21 protein-coding genes are annotated in these 23,167 nt (G+C 26.8%); 7 read left to right on the top strand and 14 right to left on the bottom strand.

What is annotated here, in order from left to right; all coding sequences use genetic code 11:
• Positions 1-339 precede the first annotated feature (339 nt).
• On the bottom strand, positions 340-1,218 hold the full coding sequence (locus Q0J69_RS10365) for an ankyrin repeat domain-containing protein (RefSeq protein ID WP_366030600.1): 879 nt from the start codon (positions 1,216-1,218) through the stop codon (positions 340-342).
• A 99-nt stretch (positions 1,219-1,317) separates the two neighbouring features.
• Here Q0J69_RS10365 and Q0J69_RS10360 point away from each other — a divergent pair, with 99 nt between their 5' ends.
• Together Q0J69_RS10360 and Q0J69_RS10355 are read left to right on the top strand one after the other, a co-directional pair.
• Positions 1,318-2,172: an Rpn family recombination-promoting nuclease/putative transposase gene (locus Q0J69_RS10360; RefSeq protein WP_297207099.1), complete on the top strand. Its 855-nt coding sequence runs from the start codon at positions 1,318-1,320 to the stop codon at positions 2,170-2,172.
• A 440-nt stretch (positions 2,173-2,612) separates the two neighbouring features.
• A complete protein-coding gene (locus tag Q0J69_RS10355) occupies positions 2,613-6,071 on the top strand; it encodes a DUF4132 domain-containing protein (RefSeq protein ID WP_297207096.1) in 3,459 nt (1,152 codons plus the stop codon).
• A gap of 110 nt (positions 6,072-6,181) precedes the next feature.
• Here Q0J69_RS10355 and Q0J69_RS10350 read toward each other — a convergent pair whose 3' ends face one another.
• The 8 genes from Q0J69_RS10350 to Q0J69_RS10315 form a co-directional block, all read right to left on the bottom strand.
• Positions 6,182-6,529 carry a hypothetical protein gene (locus Q0J69_RS10350; protein ID WP_297207094.1) on the bottom strand — a complete coding sequence of 116 codons (348 nt, stop codon included), beginning with the start codon at positions 6,527-6,529 and terminating at the stop codon, positions 6,182-6,184.
• A 29-nt stretch (positions 6,530-6,558) separates the two neighbouring features.
• Positions 6,559-6,987, bottom strand: a complete 429-nt coding sequence (locus tag Q0J69_RS10345) for a hypothetical protein (RefSeq protein WP_297207092.1) — start codon at positions 6,985-6,987, stop codon at positions 6,559-6,561.
• A gap of 25 nt (positions 6,988-7,012) precedes the next feature.
• A complete protein-coding gene (locus tag Q0J69_RS10340) occupies positions 7,013-7,165 on the bottom strand; it encodes a hypothetical protein (protein WP_297207091.1) in 153 nt (50 codons plus the stop codon).
• Between the two features lie 18 nt (positions 7,166-7,183).
• Positions 7,184-7,543 (bottom strand): hypothetical protein, encoded by a 360-nt coding sequence (locus Q0J69_RS10335; RefSeq protein WP_297207090.1) that lies wholly within the window; start codon positions 7,541-7,543, stop codon positions 7,184-7,186.
• Between the two features lie 28 nt (positions 7,544-7,571).
• Positions 7,572-8,588, bottom strand: coding sequence for a tetratricopeptide repeat protein (locus tag Q0J69_RS10330; protein WP_297207089.1), 1,017 nt, complete (start codon positions 8,586-8,588; stop codon positions 7,572-7,574).
• 145 nt (positions 8,589-8,733) lie between these two features.
• Complete coding sequence (locus Q0J69_RS10325; protein WP_297207087.1) at positions 8,734-8,928, bottom strand: hypothetical protein; 195 nt, start codon at positions 8,926-8,928, stop codon at positions 8,734-8,736.
• Between the two features lie 617 nt (positions 8,929-9,545).
• Positions 9,546-10,712, bottom strand: a complete 1,167-nt coding sequence (locus tag Q0J69_RS10320) for an iron-containing alcohol dehydrogenase (RefSeq protein ID WP_297207084.1) — start codon at positions 10,710-10,712, stop codon at positions 9,546-9,548.
• A gap of 192 nt (positions 10,713-10,904) precedes the next feature.
• Positions 10,905-11,795: a LysR family transcriptional regulator gene (locus tag Q0J69_RS10315; RefSeq protein ID WP_297207082.1), complete on the bottom strand. Its 891-nt coding sequence runs from the start codon at positions 11,793-11,795 to the stop codon at positions 10,905-10,907.
• 160 nt (positions 11,796-11,955) lie between these two features.
• Between Q0J69_RS10315 and Q0J69_RS10310 the strand changes: the two genes are divergently transcribed.
• Positions 11,956-12,975 (top strand): alpha/beta hydrolase, encoded by a 1,020-nt coding sequence (locus Q0J69_RS10310; protein WP_297207080.1) that lies wholly within the window; start codon positions 11,956-11,958, stop codon positions 12,973-12,975.
• 62 nt (positions 12,976-13,037) lie between these two features.
• Here Q0J69_RS10310 and Q0J69_RS10305 read toward each other — a convergent pair whose 3' ends face one another.
• The 3 genes from Q0J69_RS10305 to Q0J69_RS10295 form a co-directional block, all read right to left on the bottom strand.
• On the bottom strand, positions 13,038-13,478 hold the full coding sequence (locus Q0J69_RS10305; RefSeq protein WP_297207077.1) for a MarR family transcriptional regulator: 441 nt from the start codon (positions 13,476-13,478) through the stop codon (positions 13,038-13,040).
• Between the two features lie 81 nt (positions 13,479-13,559).
• Positions 13,560-15,161, bottom strand: coding sequence for a peptide ABC transporter substrate-binding protein (locus tag Q0J69_RS10300; RefSeq protein WP_297207074.1), 1,602 nt, complete (start codon positions 15,159-15,161; stop codon positions 13,560-13,562).
• A 100-nt stretch (positions 15,162-15,261) separates the two neighbouring features.
• Positions 15,262-16,482 (bottom strand): amidohydrolase, encoded by a 1,221-nt coding sequence (locus Q0J69_RS10295; RefSeq protein ID WP_297207071.1) that lies wholly within the window; start codon positions 16,480-16,482, stop codon positions 15,262-15,264.
• A gap of 66 nt (positions 16,483-16,548) precedes the next feature.
• Here Q0J69_RS10295 and Q0J69_RS10290 point away from each other — a divergent pair, with 66 nt between their 5' ends.
• Together Q0J69_RS10290 and Q0J69_RS10285 are read left to right on the top strand one after the other, a co-directional pair.
• Positions 16,549-17,055: a hypothetical protein gene (locus Q0J69_RS10290; protein ID WP_297207068.1), complete on the top strand. Its 507-nt coding sequence runs from the start codon at positions 16,549-16,551 to the stop codon at positions 17,053-17,055.
• Positions 17,056-17,180: 125 nt separating this feature from the next.
• Positions 17,181-17,585, top strand: a complete 405-nt coding sequence (locus Q0J69_RS10285) for a hypothetical protein (RefSeq protein ID WP_297207064.1) — start codon at positions 17,181-17,183, stop codon at positions 17,583-17,585.
• On the opposite strand, the gene Q0J69_RS10280 is transcribed toward Q0J69_RS10285, so the two are convergent.
• On the bottom strand, positions 17,580-18,383 hold the full coding sequence (locus Q0J69_RS10280) for a Cof-type HAD-IIB family hydrolase (RefSeq protein ID WP_297207061.1): 804 nt from the start codon (positions 18,381-18,383) through the stop codon (positions 17,580-17,582). The genes Q0J69_RS10285 and Q0J69_RS10280 overlap by 6 nt on opposite strands.
• Before the next feature lie 332 nt (positions 18,384-18,715).
• On the opposite strand from Q0J69_RS10280, the gene Q0J69_RS10275 reads away from it, so the two are divergent.
• Both Q0J69_RS10275 and Q0J69_RS10270 read left to right on the top strand, forming a co-directional pair.
• A complete protein-coding gene (locus tag Q0J69_RS10275) occupies positions 18,716-19,147 on the top strand; it encodes a PepSY-like domain-containing protein (protein WP_297207058.1) in 432 nt (143 codons plus the stop codon).
• Between the two features lie 154 nt (positions 19,148-19,301).
• Positions 19,302-20,051 (top strand): SDR family oxidoreductase, encoded by a 750-nt coding sequence (locus Q0J69_RS10270; RefSeq protein WP_297207055.1) that lies wholly within the window; start codon positions 19,302-19,304, stop codon positions 20,049-20,051.
• A 434-nt stretch (positions 20,052-20,485) separates the two neighbouring features.
• On the opposite strand, the gene feoB is transcribed toward Q0J69_RS10270, so the two are convergent.
• Positions 20,486-22,975: a ferrous iron transport protein B gene (feoB, locus tag Q0J69_RS10265; RefSeq protein WP_297207052.1), complete on the bottom strand. Its 2,490-nt coding sequence runs from the start codon at positions 22,973-22,975 to the stop codon at positions 20,486-20,488.
• Positions 22,976-23,167: the final 192 nt, after the last annotated feature.

Genomic DNA, 23,167 nt, shown 5'->3' with positions numbered 1-23,167 from the left:
GCCTAAACAACTATATTTTGTCAAAATAATTTTTTAAATTTAGAATATTTGCATGGCTTTGCCCCGTACCCCCTAGTTCTTTTATTACGTCTGTTCGCCCGTGGCGTGGTATAAAATAACCAAAGGAACTGCATTTTTAGGTTATATTCTATATTTAATAGGCATATTTTTAATATAAGTTTCTAATAATTGCGTTTTCGCGAATCGTCCTGTGGAAGAAACTTTGGCAAAGCCCATAGAGTGTGTGCGGCAAAAAAGTTGATAGTTATATATAAAATGCATCGGTTATCAAACTTAAAAATTTTAAGCATATATAATTTTGAGATGCATAAAAATCAATTATCTGAAAAAACCAGATATATTTTCAATAAATCCTGATATTGCATAGAATATAAAAGATGGTATAGCAACTATAATTATAAGTAGAAGTATAAAAATAGGGTATAATATATCATTAAATATTTTACTAAAAATTAATTTTATATTATATATAAATGCTCCTGGATACGCTTTTTTTCCATTATTATTTTTTATGTTTTTATCTGCCTTATTTTCTATCAAAAGAGATATAACTTTTTTTTCCATATCAATATCTCTATGCCCATTATTTTTTTTATATGAAATCTTATGAAGTGCAGTATCTCCGTCATTATTTTGTAAATTAATATTTATTTCATTTTTTATAAGCATTTCAAAAATATCATATTCTTCTATTCCTATATTATCTCTAGAAAGTATATAGTGGAGTATACCATTTCCGTCATTATCTTGTATATTAATATTTGCTCCAAGGTTCATAAGTGTTTCAATTTTATATTTACTATCTGGAACTCCTATAATTTCACTTGTACCAAATTTAGGTTTACGATGTGAATCGTAGGACTTACTTACATCAAGTATAAGGCTTTTTCCTGCTTCATTTTTTTCGTTAATATCCATTCCATTATCTAATAAAACTTTTACGAAATTAGAGAAATTATTAGTGCTTAAATTAGGTATATAGTCATACCACTCATAGCTACTATTCGTTATAGAGTAAGTTATATATTCTTTATTGTTTTCAATTACATATTTAAACTCATCAATATTTTCAGAATATACTGATTGTGCTAATGCTGATTTTTTATTTGTTGCCGCTAATTTCTTAAAATCATCACTTACTTGAGCATAAGAAATGCACGAACTAATAATAAATATAATAATACCTAATACTTTCATCATAAACCTTTTTAATATTATTTTTTTGATTATACAGTATATCGGTATATTGTGTCAATATTGTTTGACAAAGTATAAATATTTCATTATAATAAGTTTATGGAATTAAAATCATATAATAAAAATTTTAATGTACTTAATGATTATTTTATGCGTTATATGGGACATGAGCATATATTAAAAAATCTCATTAATTCTGTGAGAATAGATGCTAATCAAGAGCCTTTTGAATATATAGAAGTTTTGAATACTTTTAATTTAAAAGAAAATGTTTTTGATAAAGAATCAATAGCAGATGTTAAGGCAAAAACTAAATCAGGCGAAACTATAATTATAGAAATACAAAGAATAGGCAACCATTCATTTATATATAGAAGTTTGTACTATTGGGCTAAAAATTATTTCACAAATTTAAAATCTAAGGATATATATTCAGATTTGACACCTGTAATAAGTATTAATATTTTGGATTTTAATTTGATAAAAGGTATAGATAAACCTCATAGCTGTTATTTTATTAAAGAATTAGAAACCAATCATATATTGACTAACCATTTAGAGCTTCATTTTTTAGAGTTTAGAAAATTTAGTAATTCTTATAATTTATATGAAGGTTTATCAGATTGGTTTGAGTTTTTAAATTCAAAAGATAAATTGGAGGATACTATGGAAATATTAGTAAAGAAAAACCCTATAATGAAAGAAGTGTATGATGAGTATAATAAATTTGTTAATAGCAATGATTTATATAATGGCTACAGTAATTATGAAAGAGATTATTTTAATGTTCTAATGCTTAATGAGGAGCGTATAAAGGGTATAGAGGAAGGAATGAAAAAAGGTATAGAACAAGAAAAATATTCTCTAGCTAGAAATATGAAAAATAAAAATATGGATTTAAATCTTATAAGCGAATTAACAGGGCTTAGTATAGAAAAAATAGAAGAATTATAAATAAAATTTAATTATAGTGAAAATGAATATTAAATATTAATATAGATATGGAAGTATATTTGTAAGAGCTATGGTATATCTTTGCTTTTAGGAATAATAAAAAATTCAAATGATTTGTTAGTTTATCTTTAATAATTAATTTTATCCTAATACCCGCCCCTAAACTCTTTTACTTTGTTCTGAAATAATAATTTAAATTTCTATATTATGTATTTAGAAAAAGCATACCCGCCCAAGTGATTTTTTAATTTAAAATATATTTAACGCACGGTAAATACCTTATTATTTATAGTATAAATTGTATAGTAATATAATTATATTTAGCATTTATACTGCGTGCGATGGGGTTATGTTGGGTAAATAGAACTTAAAGAAGTTGACAATAAATAAAAAATATATATACTATACATTAATATAGATTAATGATAAGAGGTGAATTTATGGACTTAGAAGAAAAACTTGCAATATATTATCAAGGCTCTGCTATAGAAGATGATATGGCAAAATGCGAAGCTACAAATGATTTCAGCAAAATAAAAAGACATCCTTATGATTATTTCCATTATAAAGAGGAGTTTTTGAAAGATTATTTTTCTATAGAAGATGAGAAATTAAAGAAAAGATATGAACATTTTATGAAGATACTTCTTTACGGAAATGATAAGCAAGGAGAAGGCGGAACTAGATATGTTATTTTTGATTATATAGTCAATAGAGATTTTGAAAAGTCACTTAGATATCTTGTATATGGATATGAGAAAAGATATAAAGAGCAGGCAAGAACTTTAAATGGTGAAAGTTTAATATATAGAGTTTTTGAAGATTTTAATAAATACTTCAGTAAAGAGTTTCAAGAATACACAGATAAATATATTGATATTATTAATAACAATGATAATAAAAAAATACTCAATAAAATGGGAAGAGATGCTGTAATACCATTGATGGCAATATGTTCTGTGATAAAAAATAATAAAGAATGCAATGAGAAATATATAAATGCAGCTATAAAATCATTTGATGTTCTTCCTAATCTTTATGATACTTTGAATGTAATTGCTTCTCTTTTAGATAAAAATGAAGCTATAAAAAATAAATTTATAGAAGTGCTTAATAGTAATGAAGAATATATTGTTGATATGAATATTGAACTTGGACAGTATTTAAGATTATTAGATTATAATAATCCTTATAAAGCTAAAGAGAAATTCTTTAATGAAATAAATTATCCAAATGATTTCGCATTTATAGCACAGCATTTTGAGAATTATTTTCATTATGAATTCATTTATGGTGCAAGAGATTTATATTTGAATCATAAAGAATATTTTTATAAAATTTATAATTTGGTAAGAAATAGTTTAAATAGTGATAAAAATGATGATAGAAATAATGATAGAAACAAAAGAATATTTATAGTGCTTAGCGGTGTTTTACTTGAACATAATGATAATAAAATAGACACAAATAATTTAAAAAAATCTGTAAATGTATTAGAAACTATAGTTAATAAATTTACAAAAGATAATTCTAATAGATATAATCCAAGACCTACTTTTACTACTACAGAAAAAATAGAAGAAATATTTGATAAAGATAAAAATAAACTCTTTTATACGCTTATAGATTATTATACAAACAAAAAAAATACATACAATCTATATAGCAACAGATGGGATAGCCTTCCTGAAGTTAGTCTTGATACAGAACTTTATTATTTATACTCTTTATTTAATTATGACAGCGATGAAATGAAAAACTATAAAAAGTTTGCTCTTGATATTTTTAAATATTTACCAATTCAGTTAGGAATAAGAAAATATATAGAAGTGCAGGCATCTATAGGAAGTAAAACTTTAAAAGAAGTTATTGATAGTTTGTTAAATAATAAAGAATTGAATATTACATTAAAAGAAATTCTCATTTCATACTATTTTGATTATGCAGGAGATTTTTCAAATTATTATTATGACTATGGCGGAAAATATCTTCCTACATTATATAAAGAACTTAGATGCATAGATGAAAATAATAATGTTATTATAAATAGCGTAAAAGATGAGTTATTAAAAAGCTATTTTGATGAAGTGGTAAATATATTAAATGATGATAAGTTTATAAAAGATAATATAGCAAGCAATAAAAATACAGCCTTAGATATATTAAGAACATTGTATAATAAATGTCATTATAATGATTATCATTTAGTTTATACAGTTCTTGAAAATACAAAGAGAGCAGAGGTAAAAAGATATTGTATTAAAGCTATTTCTGATAATGAAGCTATTACAAGACCTTATGTTGAAAAGATGTCAGAGAAAATAAGATCATCAGAACTTAAAGGGGCATTAAAAAATATTATTAAGAATTGGAATCTTAAAAAATACGGCGATAATTTCAAAAGTATTGATGAGGCTTTGGAGTTTATTGATACTTATTACAATACAAATTATGAAAAAAATATAAAATTCTTAGATGATGTTCATTTGACAAAAGTTTTATACAATAACGGAAAATTGGCTGATGCGAGAATATTTAAATATATTATTATGGAATATATGAATTTAGTAGAGCCAGCAAGATTAAAAGACTGCGACATGCTTGCTGAAATTCTTGATACTTCTTCATTTACTAATGCTTTGGAAATGTTATATATTCATTGGAAAGATTCTAATTATGAAGCAACAAAGAAAAATATTTTAATCCCTTATTTAATATATTCTGATGATTTAAAAATAGATAAAGTTTATCCTCTTGTAAAAGAGTTTGCAAAAAGTTCACGCACTGTTATGGCGGCATTTATTGTAAAATGTATGGCATTAAACGGAAAAAGCTATGCATTAATATTAGTAGACAGCCTTACAAGAAAAGCACCTACTGCAAAAATAAAAGAAGTAGCAATAGAAACTATGGAAAATGTTGCATACTTACTTGATATGACAGCCGATGAGCTTTCAGACAGAATAATACCTAATTTCGGATTTGACAGAAAAGGAGAAAAAGTTTTAAACTACGGTGGAGAGGCAAAAAGAAAATTTACATTATCGATAAACAATGATCTTGAACTCACCATTACAGATAATGACAAACAAAAAGTAATAAAATCTCTCCCAGCTCCTAACAGCAAAGATGACAAAACAGAAGCTGATAATGCCAAAAAAGAATGCACAGCTCTTAAAAAAGAAATAAAAACTTTAATACAGAGTCAGAAAATAAGACTTCAGAAAGTATTATTAAACGGCAGAAAATGGACTTATGATAATTTCAAAACTGTATTTGTTGAAAACCCTATAATGAATCTATTTGCATTAAAACTAATATGGGGCGTTTATGATGAGAATAACAATTTAATAGAAAGTTTCAGATATATGGAAGACGGCACTTTCAATACGGTTGATGAAGAAGAATACACTCTCAAAGAAAATGCTTTAATAACTTTAGTGCACCCTTCAGAATTAAACTCTGACACTATAGCAAAATGGAAAACTCAATTATCCGATTATGAGATATCACAGCCTATAGAACAGCTTGATTTCAAATATGAAGAGATTAAAGAAGAAGACATAAAAGAAGATAAGATTCATTCTCTTGACTCTAAAACAATAAAGGCTGGTGTATTGATGTCATTAGCTACTAAGTATGATATGGCAAGAGGCGAAGCTATGGACGGAGGAACTTTCTGCGAGTACATATTAAAAGATACTTACCTCAATATATCAGTTCATCTCTCATTCGACTATATGTACTTTGGAATGGACGCTAATGAAGATATTGAATTTGGAGATATAGAGTTTTGCGAGATAAATGACGGCATTGAAACTTTGATTAATCCTCTAAAAGTGGAAAAAAGATTTGCTTCTTCAATTTACAGTATAGTGAAAAGTGTTTTTGGAGATTAATTTTTATTTATTAATACGCCAATACGCACGGTAAGCAGATTAAAAATTTAAACATAGTTAATAATTCTGTTGATTATTAACTATGTTTAAAAATAGACTATATAAAATTTTTAATTTTTTACAAAATATATTCTAATATCATTATCATTAATATATACGTATGTCATTCTAACATTAAATTTTTTACAATATTTTTTAGATAATTCTATAAATACAAAAGTATCACACCATTCACTAAATTCTTTATAAAAACTATCAATATATTCAATTTTTATGTAAAACCCAAAAAGACTGTCATTAATAGCTCCATTAAATAATTTTGAAAAATCTTCTATAAAAGAATTAGCACTATTATATTTTGTTAGATCTATAGAATATTGGGTATAACCTGTAGGATATTTAATATCAATGGCGAAAATATTTATATACATTACTAAAAATAAAATTAGTTTTTTCATTTTTTATCCTTAATTATTAATTTTCTACTTTATATATCAAAATCTTCTGAATATGGATGATCAATTATGTCTTCTAATTCTATATAAATAGTCATTCCAAATTCATCCATCATAATATTTTTGATATAATAAAATGTAGTACCTAATTCTATTTCCACACTAATGTTTTTTAAACAAAATTCAGTATATTTTATACATTCTTCATAAGCTTCAATATCTGATTCTCTAAAATCATGAGGTCTCAATGGATCCATAAAAATATGAATATAATAACTATAATACATTTTTGATTTCGCGTTAATTATAAAAGAACCTATTGTAAATAATACAGGATTATTAATTTCTTCATAATATTCTTTCTTTTTATCTGAATAATTAAAAGAATATTTGGGAATATTTTCTTGTCCAAAAATAATAGAATTAAAAATTAGTAACAAAAATAATAAAATTTTTTTCATCTGTTAATCCTCTATTCTTTAGCACCTAATTCTTTAAGTTTTTTATTTCATCTTTGTCAACATTCCATAAAAAATGATCATTCATAAACAATATTGTTTTTGATAAACTTTCTCTTGTTGAATTTTCATAATCTTTATCTTTTAGGATTATGATATTATGTTCATTCAAATATTTCATATTTGAACTCCTTTTTATTTAATGACTATTTGTTAATCCAACAAACATAATATCATCATCAATATAAATACTTTCGATTACATAATCATATTCAAAAACCTCTTTTCTTATAGATATAAGATATTTATTATAGTCGTTAAAAGCCTTATCATTTAATTTTTCTTCAAAATCATGAGTTATAAGAAAGTAAAATTTATAAAAATTATTTTCTCTTGCGTTTTTTACACCATATCTTATATCATAAATATTGTCTATAAGCGGTTTTATACGATCCATTTCATAGTATGGAAAATTTTTATAATAACCGTCTGGTTGTGCATATAAGTTTGTAAAAATTAGATTTATTAAAATTAAACTTAATAAAATTATTTTTTTCATTTTTTTGCTCCTAAATATAGTTATTATTTTAATATGGTATTATATATTGACCGTTTTTATCTTTAAATTTTCCTATTAACAAGAAAAATATATCTATAAGATAAAAAAATCCAAATACATAATAATTTGGGGTATTAAAAGAAACTATTAAAATTATTAAATCTATTATGCCAGTAAATATTTTACCAGCATAAAATCTATGAAACGAAGGAAGTATTATAGCTAAAATTAAAGCAATCTTCCAGCTCTTTTTGGATATATTTCCGCTATCTTTTATAAAATTAAGTTTTTCTGCAATTTCTTTATTATCCTTATTATTTTCAAGCAGTTTATTATAAATATCTTTTGCTTCTTTAAATTGACAATTTTTATTATAAGAATTTCCAAGCCAAGCCCAATTCCAATAATTATCAGGATTTAACTCTGTTGCTTTATTCAAACATCGTATAGCTTCTTCATAATCACCATTCATATTATAAGAAGCACCTAACCAACTCCAATTACTTTCATCATCAGGATTTAACTCTATAGCCTTGATTAAAAATTTTATAGCTTCATCATATTCTCTATTTCTATTATAAGAACAGCCTAGCCAATACAAATTAACTTCATCATCAGGGTTTAATTCAGCAGCTTTCTGAAAATACTTTATAGCTTCTTCATATTCTTTATTATTATAATATGCTTTTCCTTGTCTTAATAACTCATCATAATCTTCTGGCAATGGATTTTCATTTTGATAATTTTCTTCTCTATCTATATCTTGAACAGATAATATTTGTACATTTCTTACCCGTCCGTAACCTCTTTCTAATCTCTCCAAAACATTTTCTTCTGAATTGGCTTTAATATTTTTAGTATCTGACTCCCATCTATAATAATTATTTACTCCTCCTCTAGTATAAAGTTCAAATTTAACAGTGTACTCTTTAGCATTTTCATTCAATTTATCATTAGCATTTGCTGCTTTATATGCTAAATTTTGAACAGTTTTTTTTACTACTACTTTTGCTGCTACTTTTCCAAAATTACCTAATAATCCCATTTTAAAAATTTCCTTAAATTAATTTTTTATTTTACTTAAAATATATCATCAGAAAACAAATCAACTGAATATACAATTTTATAATATTTATATAGTGGATAATATTTATATAGTATTATCCACTAATTTAAGAAATTAACTTTTATTACTTTTTACCAAATCCGCTAAGTATATTAGTGATAATAGCTATCGTATTCTCAAACTCATTAAGATCTCTTTTAGCATTAATATCATTAGGATTTTTCTGCACTCTTGCTTCAGCATTTGCTTTTCTAGAATAAGTTCCTTTTAGTGTAGCTTCTAATGTAGATTTTGGCATTTTTGTGTAATCTGGCATCATAATAGCCTCCTTAAATTAAATTTAATATAAATAAAAAATTGCAATAAATTACAATTTAATACTTGCTGTTTTAAATAATTCTTTGCAATGCCAAAAGAAATGGCATTAATATATTTAAGTATTTCCAAAGATTGAAATAAATTTTTGATAGTGATTTGATATAAGAAAATTATAAAGTTTAATAAGACATTAGATGCGATGCGATGCGATGCGATGCGATGCGATGCGATGCGATGCGATGCGATGCGATGCGATTAAATAACATAATCAATTAAACCTTATATTAGTATCTTCATTAATTAAGTATATAATATAATTAACATTTGTCAATATTTTACAAAAATTATTATTAGTTTGTAGTATTATAAATTTAAATAACACTTGGGTGATTAATGCTTTTTTATTTTTAGCAATTAAAAAATTAAAGATAAAAATTTTTAATTAACACAGTAAAGAATAAGGGTGGGCAATTAGAATAATATTAAAAAGATAAAAAACTTTTTTCTAACTCCCCACCCTTTAAAATTTATAGCCATATTTGTAATAGATTTTACCTATGTTTAAAACCTAAATTGTCAAAGCACGCCCGCCCAAGTGATTATTATATTTGCATGAATTTAATTATTGCTCATTTTTAATATATTATAAACATCATCTCTATTAAAGTTTACAAAATACTTAAAATCTCCTCCAAGCATGCATTTATCAGTAAGCTCATTTAATACTTCATCGCTTTGAATTCCAATACCAAGCTCACTAAAGTTTGTAGGCATATTTATCTCTTTAAAATAATCTATAGTTTTTTCTATTCCTTTTAAGCCCGTATCATCATCTATATTCCATACATTTTTAGAATATTGTATAAACATTTCATTTTTATTTTTATAACAATACTTTGTCCAAGAACCCCATATACTTGCAAGGCTAGCCCCATGAGCTGTATCAAATTTCGCTCCAATCTCATCAGCAAATCTATGAGTTATAAAATCAAAATTATTTCCAAGCCCTGTCAATCCATTATGAGATAAACTTCCAAGCCACATAAGTTCACTCATAGCATCATAATTATTTTTATCTTTCATGGCTATAGAACCATTTTTTATTATAGTTCTTAAAATAGCCTCCGCTATACTGTCGGTAGTTTCATTTGAAGAATCACTATATCCAAAATATCTGTCAAGAGTATGCATCATCATATCAACTATACCGCATGCTATTTGATAGTATGGAAGCGTCATAGTGAAATACGGATTCATTATAGCAAATGCAGGTTTATTAAAATCAGAATGAAGTATTCTTTTTTCTGAATCTGTTTTATTAGTAAGTACAGCAGCATCACTCATTTCACTTCCAGAAGCAGATATTGTAAGTATACATCCTATAGGAATGCTTTTTGAAAGTATTTGTTTATTTGTAAAAAAATCCCAAACATAAATATCCTTATTTGCCGCTGCATGTGCTATAGCCTTTGCCGTATCTATTACACTTCCGCCACCTATAGCAAGTACAAAATCAGTATTAAAATCTATAGCCTTTTTTGCCGCCTCTAGTGCATGTTCTAATGAAGGATTAGCTCTTACTCCTCCAAATGAATAGTATTCTATATTTTCATTTTTTAATATATTTTCAATTTTCTCCAAAAGCCCATTCTCTTTTACACTTTTAGATCCGTATACTATAAATACTTTTTTAGCATATATGTTTTTTATTTCTTTTGCAGTATTATTTTCTGCATCTTTCCCAAATATTATTTTAGTAGTATTATGGAATATAAAGTTTTGCATATATTCGTACTCCTTTTAATATGTATTATCCAATAAATTAATAATAATTTCAATTATATAAAAAACTTTTTTCTAACTCCCCACCCTTTAAAATTTATAGCCATATTTGTAATAGTAATTTTACCTATGTTTAAAACCTAAATTGCCAAAGCACACCCGCCCAAGCGTTTATTAAATGAAAATATATTTATTTTATAAAAATGCTTTATTCATTTTATCTAAAAATATTTTAGAAGCCCTTGAAAACTCCTGATTTTTCTTCCAAACAATATTAAGCCCAGATTCCAATTTAGGCTTTAAGGGCAAAAAACATATATCATTACTAGGCATATTATCTATAAGCCTGTCCAAAGCAAAAGCATACCCCATACCTTCGCGTACCATAATCAAGGCATTATAAATAAGATTATAAGTAGCTGTTATATTCAAACTGCTTAAACTTACTCCCAACCATTTTAAAAAATCATTGTTTTTCATCTCATCTTGAATAGTCTGCCTTGATACTATGAGAGGAACATTAAGAATATCTTTTTTTATAATATATTTTTTTTGTGCTAGCTTTGAATCTTTTCTCATAATAAGTCCCCAAGTATCTTTGGCAGGCATTTTTAAATAATCATATTTCGACAAATCAGCAGGGTCTATTAATACGCCGAAATCTAATAATCCTTTATCTAGCTTCTCTGTAATATCTTCAGAGTTTCCGCTGTAAATATTATATTTTATATGCGGATAGTCTTTTTGCATATCCCTCATAATAGAGGCAAGCAATGAAATAGCCCAAGTTTCACCAGCACCTATAAATATATCGCCTGCTATAATTTTATCATCAAAATTAAACTCGGCTCTAGTTTTATCTATCATATTTAATATTTCTTCTGCTCTTTTTTTAAGCAAAATACCCTCTGGAGTAAGCTCTATATTATTATGCTTTCTTTCAAATAATTTATGCCCTATATCTCTTTCAAGCATGTTTATCTGACGAGATAAATTAGGCTGTGTTAGATTAAGATATTTTGCCGCCTTTGTAATATTTCCTTCTCTTACTGCAGTTAAAAAATATTTTAAAGCTCTTATCTCCATGTATTTGAATCTCCTTTACTTATATCATAATTATCATAATACAAAATTATTAGTTTTTAATCAATACCTAAAAAGTATATATATTCATAATCAATAAATATTTGCTATAGATAATTATTTATTATATTCTATAAAATAATTAAAAGAGGAGGATATTATAATGTTTAAAAATATTTTATTATTTTCAGCATATATGCTTTTTCCTATAGGAAGTATCATGGCACAGAATAATACATTACAATGGGATAAAACTTTTAAAAAGAGTGATAAAGTAAATGTAAAAAAAGTATCATTCTATAACAGACTAGGCATAAATATAGTTGCCGACTTATACACACCCATAGATATTAATACCAATCAAAAATATAAAGCATTAGTTATAGGAGGTCCATACGGAGCGGTAAAAGAACAGGCTGCAGGAGTATATGCTCAGGCTATGGCAGAGAGAGGATTCATTACTATAGCATTTGATGCATCATACAATGGAGAAAGCGGAGGCTCTCCTCATTATACAGCTTCACCTGAGGCATTTGCAGAGGATTTCAGTGCTGCTGTAGATTTTATAGGTTCATTAAGCTATGTTGATAAAAACGAAATAGGAGCTATAGGAATATGTGGAAGCGGAAGTTTTGTTTTAAGTGCCGCTCAAATTGACAGCAGAATAAAAGCAATAGCTACAGCAAGTATGTATGATATGGGAAGAGCAGCTCGTCATGGAATAAATGATTCTGTAAGCGATGAAGAGAGAAAAAAGATGATTGAAGAGACTTCTATGCAAAGATGGAATGAATATCAGGGCGGAGAAAAACAATTTCAAATAGGTACTCCTGAAACTATAGATGAAAACTCTCCAGATATAGCAAAAGAGTTCTACAGCTATTACCGTACAAAAAGAGGTTTTCACCCTCGTGCCACAACTGCTATGTCTGTTATAAGCAGTATTAGTTTGATGAATTATTATCCTTTGGCAAATATTGAGTTTATATCTCCAAGACCAATACTTTTTATAGCAGGTGAAAAAGCTCATTCAAGATATTTCAGCGAAGATGCATATAAAAAAGCTAAAGATCCAAAAGAGTTAATTATAATACCTAATGCCAATCATGTTGATCTCTATGATAGAACAGATTTAATACCTTTTGATAAATTGGAAGAATTCTTTAATGAAAATTTAAAATAATAAAATAAATAAACACTTGTTATATAAAAATAATAAGTGTTTATATTTAATATTTGTGAATATTAAAAAGGCATATCTTTATTTTGTATATTATTAAGCAGTTTTTCTACGATAAATACCAAAGTTTCCTTTTCTTTGGATGACATATTAGAAAACATAGCTTCATTATTTTTTCTTATATCTTCAAATACGATTTCTTTAAGTTTTTTGCTCTTTGATGTGAGATATATTTCTTTGTATCTTTTATCTTCTTTACTAACTTTTCTTTTGATGAATCCTTTTTTTTCTAATCTATACAAAGTACCAGCTATAGTAGGGTTGCTAAGACCTAGAAACCCCTCTATATCTCTTTGATTTACTATTTTATTTTCATTATGATAGAGAAACATAATTATATCCATTTGTGAAGCGGTTAATTTATGTTTCTCTAAAAAACTATTAAATCTATTATCTAAAGCTGTATGTAATTCTTTTATTAATTTGCCTATAAAAACATCTTCCATAAAGTTATCATTATCCTTACTCATATATTATATAAAATTTTATATAAAAAACAAGCAGTATATTTTTTAACTTATAGATTTTTATTTTTCCAAATATGAATATGAGAATTTATATTGAGCAAAAGGTATATAAAATACATCCTTCAAATTTGGACTTTTTAATACAGCAGGTTCAAAATATGCTATAGGTATTATAACAGCCTCATCCTCTATAAGTATTTTTTCTGCTTTATGCAATTCTCTCATTCTTATATTTTGATCTATAGTTTTAGATGCAATGCTTATAGCTTCATCAAATGCAGCATTTGTGAACAATGAGTGATTTTTATATGAATAGCTTACAAACATTCCCAAAAATGTGGTAGGATCATTATAGCTTCCAGTCCAGCTTGCACTAGCCATAGTATAATTTCTTTCTGTTCTAAATGCATGAATAAACGGAGCAAATTCCATTTGTGTAAGTTTTACATCTATACCGAGATTGACTTTCCACATATTCTGAACAGCCTCAAACATAGGTATATCATTACTAAAAGTAAGGAAGAACTCTAATACAGGGAATCCCTCTCCATTAGGGTATCCAGCTTCAGCCATCAGTCTTTTAGCTTCGGCAACATTTTTCTGATAATCCTCTTTATTAGTGCTTATATATTCTCCTGCATTATCTCTGAAATATCCTTCAACATCAGTAACCCCCCAAGGAACTAAAGCACCTGCAGGTTTTCCAGATTTAAGAACATTATCAACTATATAATTTCTGTCTATTGCAAGAGATAGTGCTTTTCTTACTCTTTTATCTTTCAAAGTTTCATTTGTAGTATTTAGTGCATAATATTGAGTTCCTATTCTAGTTGCAATGTCTATTAATCCTTCTGCCTTTAATGTATCTATATCTTGATATGGGAATTGATCTGAGAAATGCAGAGAGCCTTCTTTTACACCAGCAACAGCTGAATTAGGATTATCCATAAGTACAAATTTAATTTTTTCAGCTACAATAGTATCTTTATTCCAATAATTTGTATTTTTTACTACAGTTATGCTTTCATCAGGCTTTCTTTCCTGCAAAACGAAAGCTCCGTTTCCTACACAAGTTTTAGGATTTCTAGTCCAATTATCAGGGTCTTTTTCAACCATATCCTTTCTTACAGGTGAAAATACAGGAAGGTTAACAAGCTCCAAAAAATATGCAGTAGGGTATTCCAATTTTACTTCAAGAGTATAATCATCTATAGCCCTTATACCAAACTCATCCACAGGCATATATCCGCCATTAACATTAGAGAAGTTTAGTATAGGCTCGAATAAATAGCTAGGTTCGCTTGCTGTATCAGGGTCAACTACACGCTTCCAAGAATATTCAAAATCCTGAGCAGTTAAAGGCTTGCCGTCAGACCATTTACCGTTTGTTCTTAAATGAAATATATATGTAAGCCCATCATCAGAAATATCCCAGCTTTCTGCTGCTCCGGGCTGAATTTCTATATCTTTATACTTTGTAGTTAAACATTCAAACAAATGTGTTACATAAGTAGAACCCTGCAATGTTATATTTAGTGCAGGGTCTATTGTTTTTGGCTCTGCACCTAAATTTACATATACAGTATTGCTGTCTATACTTTTATTATTTGAACATGATATTAGAATAATAAAAACTATCAAAATAGAATAAATTTTTTTCATTGTACCTATCCTTAGTATAGTAATTTGTTCAATTGTATTTTATATTGATGTATTGTCAAGCATAGTTTCATATTAAATCGTATATTCTGAAATAAATATTTTAATTTCTTTCTTTTCCAATCCAAAATAAATCTTTTTTTAAGCAGCTGCTGTAAAGATTCATTATTTGCAGAGTAAGACCTATCTCTATACAATCCTCATCAGCATCGAATAACCCATTATGTGCCTTATGTATAATGCCTTTTTTTTCATTTCTTGAACCTATATTAAAAAAGGCTCCTGCTTTATTTTGTACAAAAAAAGAAAAATCTTCAGAACCTAATGAAGGCTTTGATTTCAATACTTTATTTTCACCAAGCAAATTTACAGCATTCTCTCTTACAATATTAGAAGCATCTTTCCAATTAATTAGGCTAGGGTAGTATACTAATTCTATAAACTCAGCATCGCCGTCAAAAGAATTTGATATGCATTTTATCACCTTTTTTATTCTGTTTTTGATTTTTTCCATAGTGATTTCTCTTAATGTTCTTATAGTTCCAGTCATCTCTACATAATCGCATATTATATTTGAAGCATTTCCTCCGTTTATTGTACCTATAGTTATAACAGCACTGTCTTCTGCATGAACATTTCTGCTTATTATAGTTTGCAAATCATTTATTATTTTTGATGATATTACTATTGCATCAACTCCTCCTGCAGGATTAGCTCCATGAGAACTTTTGCCATATACTTTTATTTTAAAATCCAAGCATCCAGCATTTACAATATCATCATTTATTTGAACATAGCCAGTATCTATATTTGGAGATACATGAAGTGCATATATAACATTTACATTTTCTAATGCATTTTCTTTTATCATCTGCCATGCTCCGCCTACAGTTTCTTCTGCAGGCTGGAATATAAGTCTTATATTGCATGGAGGAATTATTTTATTATTATTGTTATTTGAAAATATATTAGCTATGCCCATATTAATTGCAGTATGAACATCATGTCCGCATGCATGACATACTCCTTTATTTTTTGAAGCATAACTGCAGTGTTTTAAATCATTAATCGGCAATGCATCTATATCGGCTCTGAATGCTGCTGTGAAACTTTTGTCTTTTCCGTATATATCTGCTATAATGCCTGTACCTGCAACATTGGTTTTATGTTTTATATTATGATAAGTTAAATATTCTGATATAACATTCATTGTTCTAAATTCCTCGGATGACAATTCAGGATTTGAATGTATATCTCTTCGTATATCAATTAGTTCCTGTTTTATAGATCTTATTTTATTTTTTATTATCTCCAACTCTTCCATATATTCATTATATATTGTAAAATATTAACTTCAATATATATTATTATTAAGCATTATGGTTTAATTATGATTATAGAAAGTATTATATTAAATGATAATAACACAGATGAATATTTTTTATTTACAGATAATTCTTTTTTAATTATTTATAATAAAAAAACTAATGAATATAAGCAATTAATAAAATTAGAAAATATCAATGCCAATAAAGAAACGGTAGTTTTAAAATTAATGCATCCTTATATATGCATAACTGAGGAGAAAGGATTAAACTCTGCTGTTGTAAATATAGAAACATTGGATATTATTAATTTACAAAGAGAGGATTACTGTTCTAAATATTCAAGCTATTCTAATGAATTTTGTATTATTAATAATGAAATACATCTTATCACTCAAACTAAATGGAATACTCTTAATATAATAAATTTAAAAACTAAAGTGATGATAACTGATATAAACAGAGATGAAAAGAAGTTCTGCATAGATTATTTTCACAGCAATTTATTAGTATCAAAAGATTATAAACATTTTTTTTATATATATAGGTATGGAATCCTATTGACTGTATAATATATCTTAATATTGAAGAGTTTTTAAGAGAATATGAGAAATGCCAAACAGATGTTGTTAATGAATATATAAGCGGTTATAATTGGAATAGACCTTTAACTTTTATAGATAACAAAAAATTTGTTTTGGCTTGCGATAATACAAATTTTAATGATGAAGATTTTGTTTATAATCAATTAATGTTTTATAATATAGATGATATAAAAATAGATGATAGTGATAAGTATAGATATTTAGAAAGCTGTGAAACTATAGATGAAAATTTATTTAGTGTAGATAAAAATAATGAAGTACATGGAAAATTATATTGCTATAAAAATAATTTAATATCTTTAGATTTTCAGGATAATTGCATAAATATTAATTGTTATAATCTTGAAAATAAATTATTAAAAAATATATCAACACTATACACTAATAATTGTTTTTTTAGTGATAATTTTGGTATAATATATTACTATGATAACAATTTAAAAAGCAGTGATGACATAATTATAAAAGAGATTATAATTGATGAATATTTATTATAATTCAAATGCATCTTTTAAAAATTTTCCAACCCCGTCTTCATCATTTGAAAGAGCAATGTAATTGGCTTTTTGTTTAACATTTTCTTCAGCATTACCCATAGCAACACCTATTCCTGCATATTCTATCATTTCTATATCATTAAAATTATCTCCGAAAGCTGCTGCATTTTCTATTGATATGCCTTTATTTTCACAAATCCATTTTAAAGCATTGCCTTTATTAGCTTCTTTGGATATTATTTCTAAAAATTTCTCTCCTGAAAAACATGAATTAATATCCATTTTAGAATCTATTTTTTGCTTTAATTCATTTAATATTTCTCTTTCTCCTAATATAAGCATTTTATCAAATCTATAATCGCTTACATTATTAAGTCCGTATAATACATTAACAGTTTTTTCTATTTGAACATAAGATTTTATATAAAAATTTTCTTTTGAAACTATATATTTTCCATTATCATACACATGAATACAAACATTATAATCTTTTGATAATTCTATAATTGTTTTTGATATATTTTCATCTAATGTTTTTCTGTATACAATGTTTTCATTATTATCAACTATTGAGGCACCATTGAATATTATAGAATAATTATTAATTTTAAGAAGCTCTTTATAGCTTTTTAATCCCTCAAATGGTCTTCCGCTTGATAATATTAATTCTACATTATGATTATACATAAGTTCAAATAATATTTTTTTGTTATAATCACTAATTTCTTTATTGCTGTTAAGAAGTGTTCCGTCTAAATCTGTTGCTATTAATTTGATTTTATTTTTTAAAGTATTCATAGTCTATAATTATATCATAAAATTATAATTTTTTAGTAAGAATTAAAAAAATTATTAATTTTTATAAATATTTTCAATGACTTATTAATAATTTAACAATTGATAAAAGTAAATAATATTTACATTTTATAAGATTTTTACATAGTTGTAAATATTATATGTATTATTTGTATTCTAATATTGTTATTTTTATATAATTATTGTAAATTTTTAGTAAAATTAATGTAAACTATATTGACAATTTCTGTATATAGGCTATACTTATAATTGTAAAGATAATTTACATATATAGAGATAACAAAATACTTATAAATAAAAAAGGAGATTTTACTATGACTAAAAAATTATTCGCTTTATTAATAACTTTAAGTTTATTTTCTGCTTCTAATCTTTTTGCTGATTGGATGGTACCAGCTTCTTCGCTTCCTCAGAATTCAAGAATTTTCATACAGCAAGTATATCCTAATGCACAGATTTGGAAAGTGGAAAGAGATGACGGAAAATTTGAAGTTAAACTATCAAACGGTTCTAAAATAGAGTTTTTATACAATGGAGAGTGGGAGAGTATAGACGGTAAATATAACACAGTTCCTTTCAGTGCTTTACCTCAGGCTGTAGTAAGTACTATCAAAAATACTTATCCTCAGGCTGTAGTAATAGATGCAGAAAAAGAATGGGGTAATTACAAAGTTAAATTAAATAACTTCATGGAACTATTTATAACTGCTGACGGACAGTTAATGGGACAGAAATTTGACGACTAATTTATAGAATGAATGCTAATTTATGAAAAATACTTTATAAGAGAGGGTTATATCAATAACCCTCTTTCTTATTTAACTAGATTTTTATCTTTCTTTATATATAATAAAATACATATATTATTAATATAATTTTGTGTATGGAGTTAGATATATTATGAAAAATAAAGTTTGTGTTATAACTGGGGCATCAAATGGAATAGGAAAAGAAATTGCTTTTTTATTTGCTGAGAATAATTGCGATATAGCTTTTATAGATAAAGATAATGAAAATGGGATTAAAGTATATCAAAAAATAAAATCAATGAATAGAGAGAGCCTATTCATAAATGATACTATTGACAATGAAAAATCCATAAAGCTATTTACAGACAAAGTAATAGAAAAATATGGTAATATTGATTATTTAATAAATAATGCATGTTATTCAAATAAGGGACTTTTAAGCGGATGCAGTTATGACGATTTTTTGGAGATTTTAAAGATTGGAGCTGCTGCACCTTATGAGATTACAAAGAATTTTATGAATTATTTTAATGATAAGGCATGTATTATAAATATTGCCTCTACTAGAGCTTTTATGTCTCAGAAGGACAGTGAAAGTTACAGTGCCGCTAAGGGAGCTATTGTAGCTTTAACTCATGCTATGGCTGTTAGTTTATCTCATAAAGTGCGTGTTAATTCAATTAGCCCTGGTTGGATAAATACTATTGACAATGCTGATTTTAGCAATGAAGATATTTTACAGCATCCTAGTGCTAAAGTCGGAAATACTTATGATATAGCAAGTACAGCTTGGTTTATTTGCTGCAATGATTTTATAAATGGAGAGAATATTACAGTAGATGGAGGTATGACAAAATTAATGATATATCATAATGATGAGGGATGGAAATTAAATATATAAAATTATTTACATACCCCGCCCTTTATATTTTTTATTTCTTATGTATTTTAATTTTTATTATATTTAATATTAAATAATAAAAAGCATACCCACCCAAGTATTTATTAAATTTGGAATTTTATTTAACGCACGGTTTGTTGATTTTTATAATAGATTTAAATTGTATTATTTAATCTGTGTATATTTTTTAATGCATTCATCGTGCGTTGATTATATTAAAAATATAATTAAAACTAGGGCGGGTTTTATAAATTTATATGCAAGCAATAAGAATAAATAAAATTTTATTAACTAAATTGGCATTAAATATATAGGGTGGGGTATTAGAATAAAGTTTAAATATTTATAGTTTTAAAAATAAAAATGCCCAAGACTCTATGTAATAAAGTCTTGAGCTAAACACTATATTAAAAAACTATCTTATGGATGCAAATTTATATGATGCCTGCTATTCTTCCAGCAACTTGGTAGAAGATAAAACTTACTATCCAAGCAACAGCTAGAGTATAAATCATTAAGAAAGGTATCCATTTTTTTCCTATTTCAGAACCTATAACCCCTACAGCAGCAAAACAAGGGAAATATAAAAGAACAAATAATAGTAATGTATATGCCACTATAGGATTAAATACAGGATCATTTCTTAAAGATTCTGTAAGTACAGACTCATCACCGTCCTCTATAGATTTAATCTGAGCTATAGTAGAAACAAATACTTCTTTTGCAGCTCCTCCTGCCACAAGCCCTATACCTATTCTCCAGTCAAATCCTAATGGTTTTAATATAGGTTCTATAAAAGTACCTATTTTTCCAGCATAGCTATTTCTCAATCCTTCAGAAGCAACTAATCTTTCAAATTCAGCATTTACAGCTTCTTCATCATTAATATCTAAACCCTGACTTGTCATTAATGTTTTAGCTTCATTCATAAGTCTTTCATTATCAGTATCAGTAGGATTATATTGAGGGAATGTCATTAATGCCCAAATGATAACTGAGGCAGCAAATACATAAGTACCAGCTTTTTTAATGTACATCCATCCTCTATCAAACATGTGTCTTAATACTGCTTTTGCTCTAGGTATTCTATACGGAGGAAGCTCCATAACAAAAGGAGTTTCTTCCCCTTTGAAGAATGCTTTTCTAAATATGAATGCTATCACAAATGCCATTAAGACCCCAATCATATATATACTGAACATCACAGAAGCTGCCATCTTTGGATCAAAAAAAGCACCTATGAATAATATGTAAACAGGAAGTCTTGCCCCGCAGCTCATAAATGTAGTAATTAACACGGTAACAACTCTGTCTTTCTTGCTTCTTAAAGTACGTGCTGCCATAACTGCAGGAATTGTACATCCAAAACCTAAGAAAAGCGGAATGAATGACTGACCATGAAGTCCCAATTTATGCATTATTTTATCCATCAAGAAAGCAGCTCTTGCCATATAACCGCAGTCTTCTAAAAATGAAATTCCAGTGAACAATATTAATACAAGAGGAAGGAATGATAATACGGCACCAACTCCTCCTATAACACCATCAACCACAACAGATTGTATCAAACTTCCATCAGGAAGAAGACTTCCTACAAATCCAGATAATGCCCCTATGCCCATTTCAAGCCATCCCTGAGGATATGCTCCTACTGTAAATGTTATTTTGAATATGAGCCATAATACTACTAAAAATATTGGAAGACCAAGCCATTTATTTAAAAATATTACATCAGCCGCTTCTGTAAAATTAAATGCCTGTATATTATCCTTTTGTACTGCTTCCTGCAAAGCACCTCTTATATATGAATATCTTTTATCTGCCATTATAGAGTCTGTTTTAGCATTCATAGAGTTTTCTAATTTTATAATTTCTCTATTTAGAGTTTCTATAACATCCCCTCCGTTATTACATTCTCTTCTAATAGAATGGATTGCTCTTTCATCCTTCTCTAAAGTTTTAATGGCAAGCCATCTTTTATGCAAATCGCTTATATCTCCTTGCATTTTATCTGTGATTGCTTTTATTGATTTCTCAACTTCTTCTCCGTATCTTATAGCTGAGTCCTGATGCAGTTTGTTTCCTGATTTATACATCTCTTCTATTTTTTCTAATATCATTATTACACTTTCATATTTATTTCCATGTACCTTCATAACAGGAAATTTAAAAAGCTCAGTTAAATTTTTTTCATCAATTCTAACCCCATTTTTTTCAGCATGTTCATACATATTAAGTACGCATACTATAGGAATACCTAATTCTACAAGCTGTAAAGTGAGATAAAGATTTCTTTCTAAATTTGTGGAATCTATAACATTAATTATAAAATCTGGCTTTTCATTAAGAAGTACATCGCATGCCACAACTTCATCCTGAGAATATGCACTTAAACTATAAACACCCGGTAAGTCTATCAAATCATAAGTATATCCATTATAAAGCATATTAGCCTGCCTCTTTTCAACCGTTACACCTGGATAGTTGGCAACTTTATAATTTGCTCCAGTCAATGCATTAAATATCGTAGTTTTTCCAGAATTAGGATTTCCTGCAAGTGCTACTTTTAATTTTGTGTTATTGGATGGTACTTTTATCTTTTTAGCAATATCATCTTTATTTTCTACAAGAGAATTTTCTTCCTCTTTAATTTCTTTATGTTCATTATGCTTTAATACTCTGTCTTTTTTTATTTCAACATTAGATTTTGCAACTTCTATGCCGTTAGCCTCAGATTTTCTTAGAGAAATTTCATAGTCCATTATATGAACTTGTATTGGATCGCCTAAAGGAGCTTTTCTTACAATCCAACCTTTAGCTCCAGGAGTAAATCCCATTTCTATGATTCTTTGTCTAATTTCTCCGTTTGTGGCTACATTATCTACTACAAAACCTTCCTCTATATTTAAATCAGTTAATTTCATAAAATTTTATCCTTAATATTTTAGAAAATTATAACATATTTACAAAGTGTTTGTCTATTCTAACATTTAAAAAAAAATTGTCAATAGAAAAACATGTATTTTTGTTATTTTGTATATTTTTTTTTGTATATGAATAATAATTTATTATGAATAATAATACTTAAATAAGTGAGATAAAGCATTAAATTTATA

It is taken from the genome of uncultured Brachyspira sp., assembly GCF_944388875.1.
GTDB lineage: Bacteria > Spirochaetota > Brachyspiria > Brachyspirales > Brachyspiraceae > Brachyspira.
Note: the sequence above shows the minus strand (reverse complement) of the source record. Positions and strands in the feature narration are given on the sequence as shown.

What these genes read in the sequence shown, in the direction of transcription:
- Q0J69_RS10365 (WP_366030600.1), bottom strand. Translation starts at nt 1,218, where the DNA reads ATGAAAGTATTAGGTATTATTATATTTATTATTAGTTCGTGCATTTCT.
- Q0J69_RS10360 (WP_297207099.1), top strand. Translation starts at nt 1,318, where the DNA reads ATGGAATTAAAATCATATAATAAAAATTTTAATGTACTTAATGATTAT.
- Q0J69_RS10355 (WP_297207096.1), top strand. Translation starts at nt 2,613, where the DNA reads ATGGACTTAGAAGAAAAACTTGCAATATATTATCAAGGCTCTGCTATA.
- Q0J69_RS10350 (WP_297207094.1), bottom strand. Translation starts at nt 6,529, where the DNA reads ATGAAAAAACTAATTTTATTTTTAGTAATGTATATAAATATTTTCGCC.
- Q0J69_RS10345 (WP_297207092.1), bottom strand. Translation starts at nt 6,987, where the DNA reads ATGAAAAAAATTTTATTATTTTTGTTACTAATTTTTAATTCTATTATT.
- Q0J69_RS10340 (WP_297207091.1), bottom strand. Translation starts at nt 7,165, where the DNA reads ATGAAATATTTGAATGAACATAATATCATAATCCTAAAAGATAAAGAT.
- Q0J69_RS10335 (WP_297207090.1), bottom strand. Translation starts at nt 7,543, where the DNA reads ATGAAAAAAATAATTTTATTAAGTTTAATTTTAATAAATCTAATTTTT.
- Q0J69_RS10330 (WP_297207089.1), bottom strand. Translation starts at nt 8,588, where the DNA reads ATGGGATTATTAGGTAATTTTGGAAAAGTAGCAGCAAAAGTAGTAGTA.
- Q0J69_RS10325 (WP_297207087.1), bottom strand. Translation starts at nt 8,928, where the DNA reads ATGATGCCAGATTACACAAAAATGCCAAAATCTACATTAGAAGCTACA.
- Q0J69_RS10320 (WP_297207084.1), bottom strand. Translation starts at nt 10,712, where the DNA reads ATGCAAAACTTTATATTCCATAATACTACTAAAATAATATTTGGGAAA.
- Q0J69_RS10315 (WP_297207082.1), bottom strand. Translation starts at nt 11,795, where the DNA reads ATGGAGATAAGAGCTTTAAAATATTTTTTAACTGCAGTAAGAGAAGGA.
- Q0J69_RS10310 (WP_297207080.1), top strand. Translation starts at nt 11,956, where the DNA reads ATGTTTAAAAATATTTTATTATTTTCAGCATATATGCTTTTTCCTATA.
- Q0J69_RS10305 (WP_297207077.1), bottom strand. Translation starts at nt 13,478, where the DNA reads ATGGAAGATGTTTTTATAGGCAAATTAATAAAAGAATTACATACAGCT.
- Q0J69_RS10300 (WP_297207074.1), bottom strand. Translation starts at nt 15,161, where the DNA reads ATGAAAAAAATTTATTCTATTTTGATAGTTTTTATTATTCTAATATCA.
- Q0J69_RS10295 (WP_297207071.1), bottom strand. Translation starts at nt 16,482, where the DNA reads ATGGAAGAGTTGGAGATAATAAAAAATAAAATAAGATCTATAAAACAG.
- Q0J69_RS10290 (WP_297207068.1), top strand. Translation starts at nt 16,549, where the DNA reads ATGATTATAGAAAGTATTATATTAAATGATAATAACACAGATGAATAT.
- Q0J69_RS10280 (WP_297207061.1), bottom strand. Translation starts at nt 18,383, where the DNA reads ATGAATACTTTAAAAAATAAAATCAAATTAATAGCAACAGATTTAGAC.
- Q0J69_RS10275 (WP_297207058.1), top strand. Translation starts at nt 18,716, where the DNA reads ATGACTAAAAAATTATTCGCTTTATTAATAACTTTAAGTTTATTTTCT.
- Q0J69_RS10270 (WP_297207055.1), top strand. Translation starts at nt 19,302, where the DNA reads ATGAAAAATAAAGTTTGTGTTATAACTGGGGCATCAAATGGAATAGGA.
- feoB (WP_297207052.1), bottom strand. Translation starts at nt 22,975, where the DNA reads ATGAAATTAACTGATTTAAATATAGAGGAAGGTTTTGTAGTAGATAAT.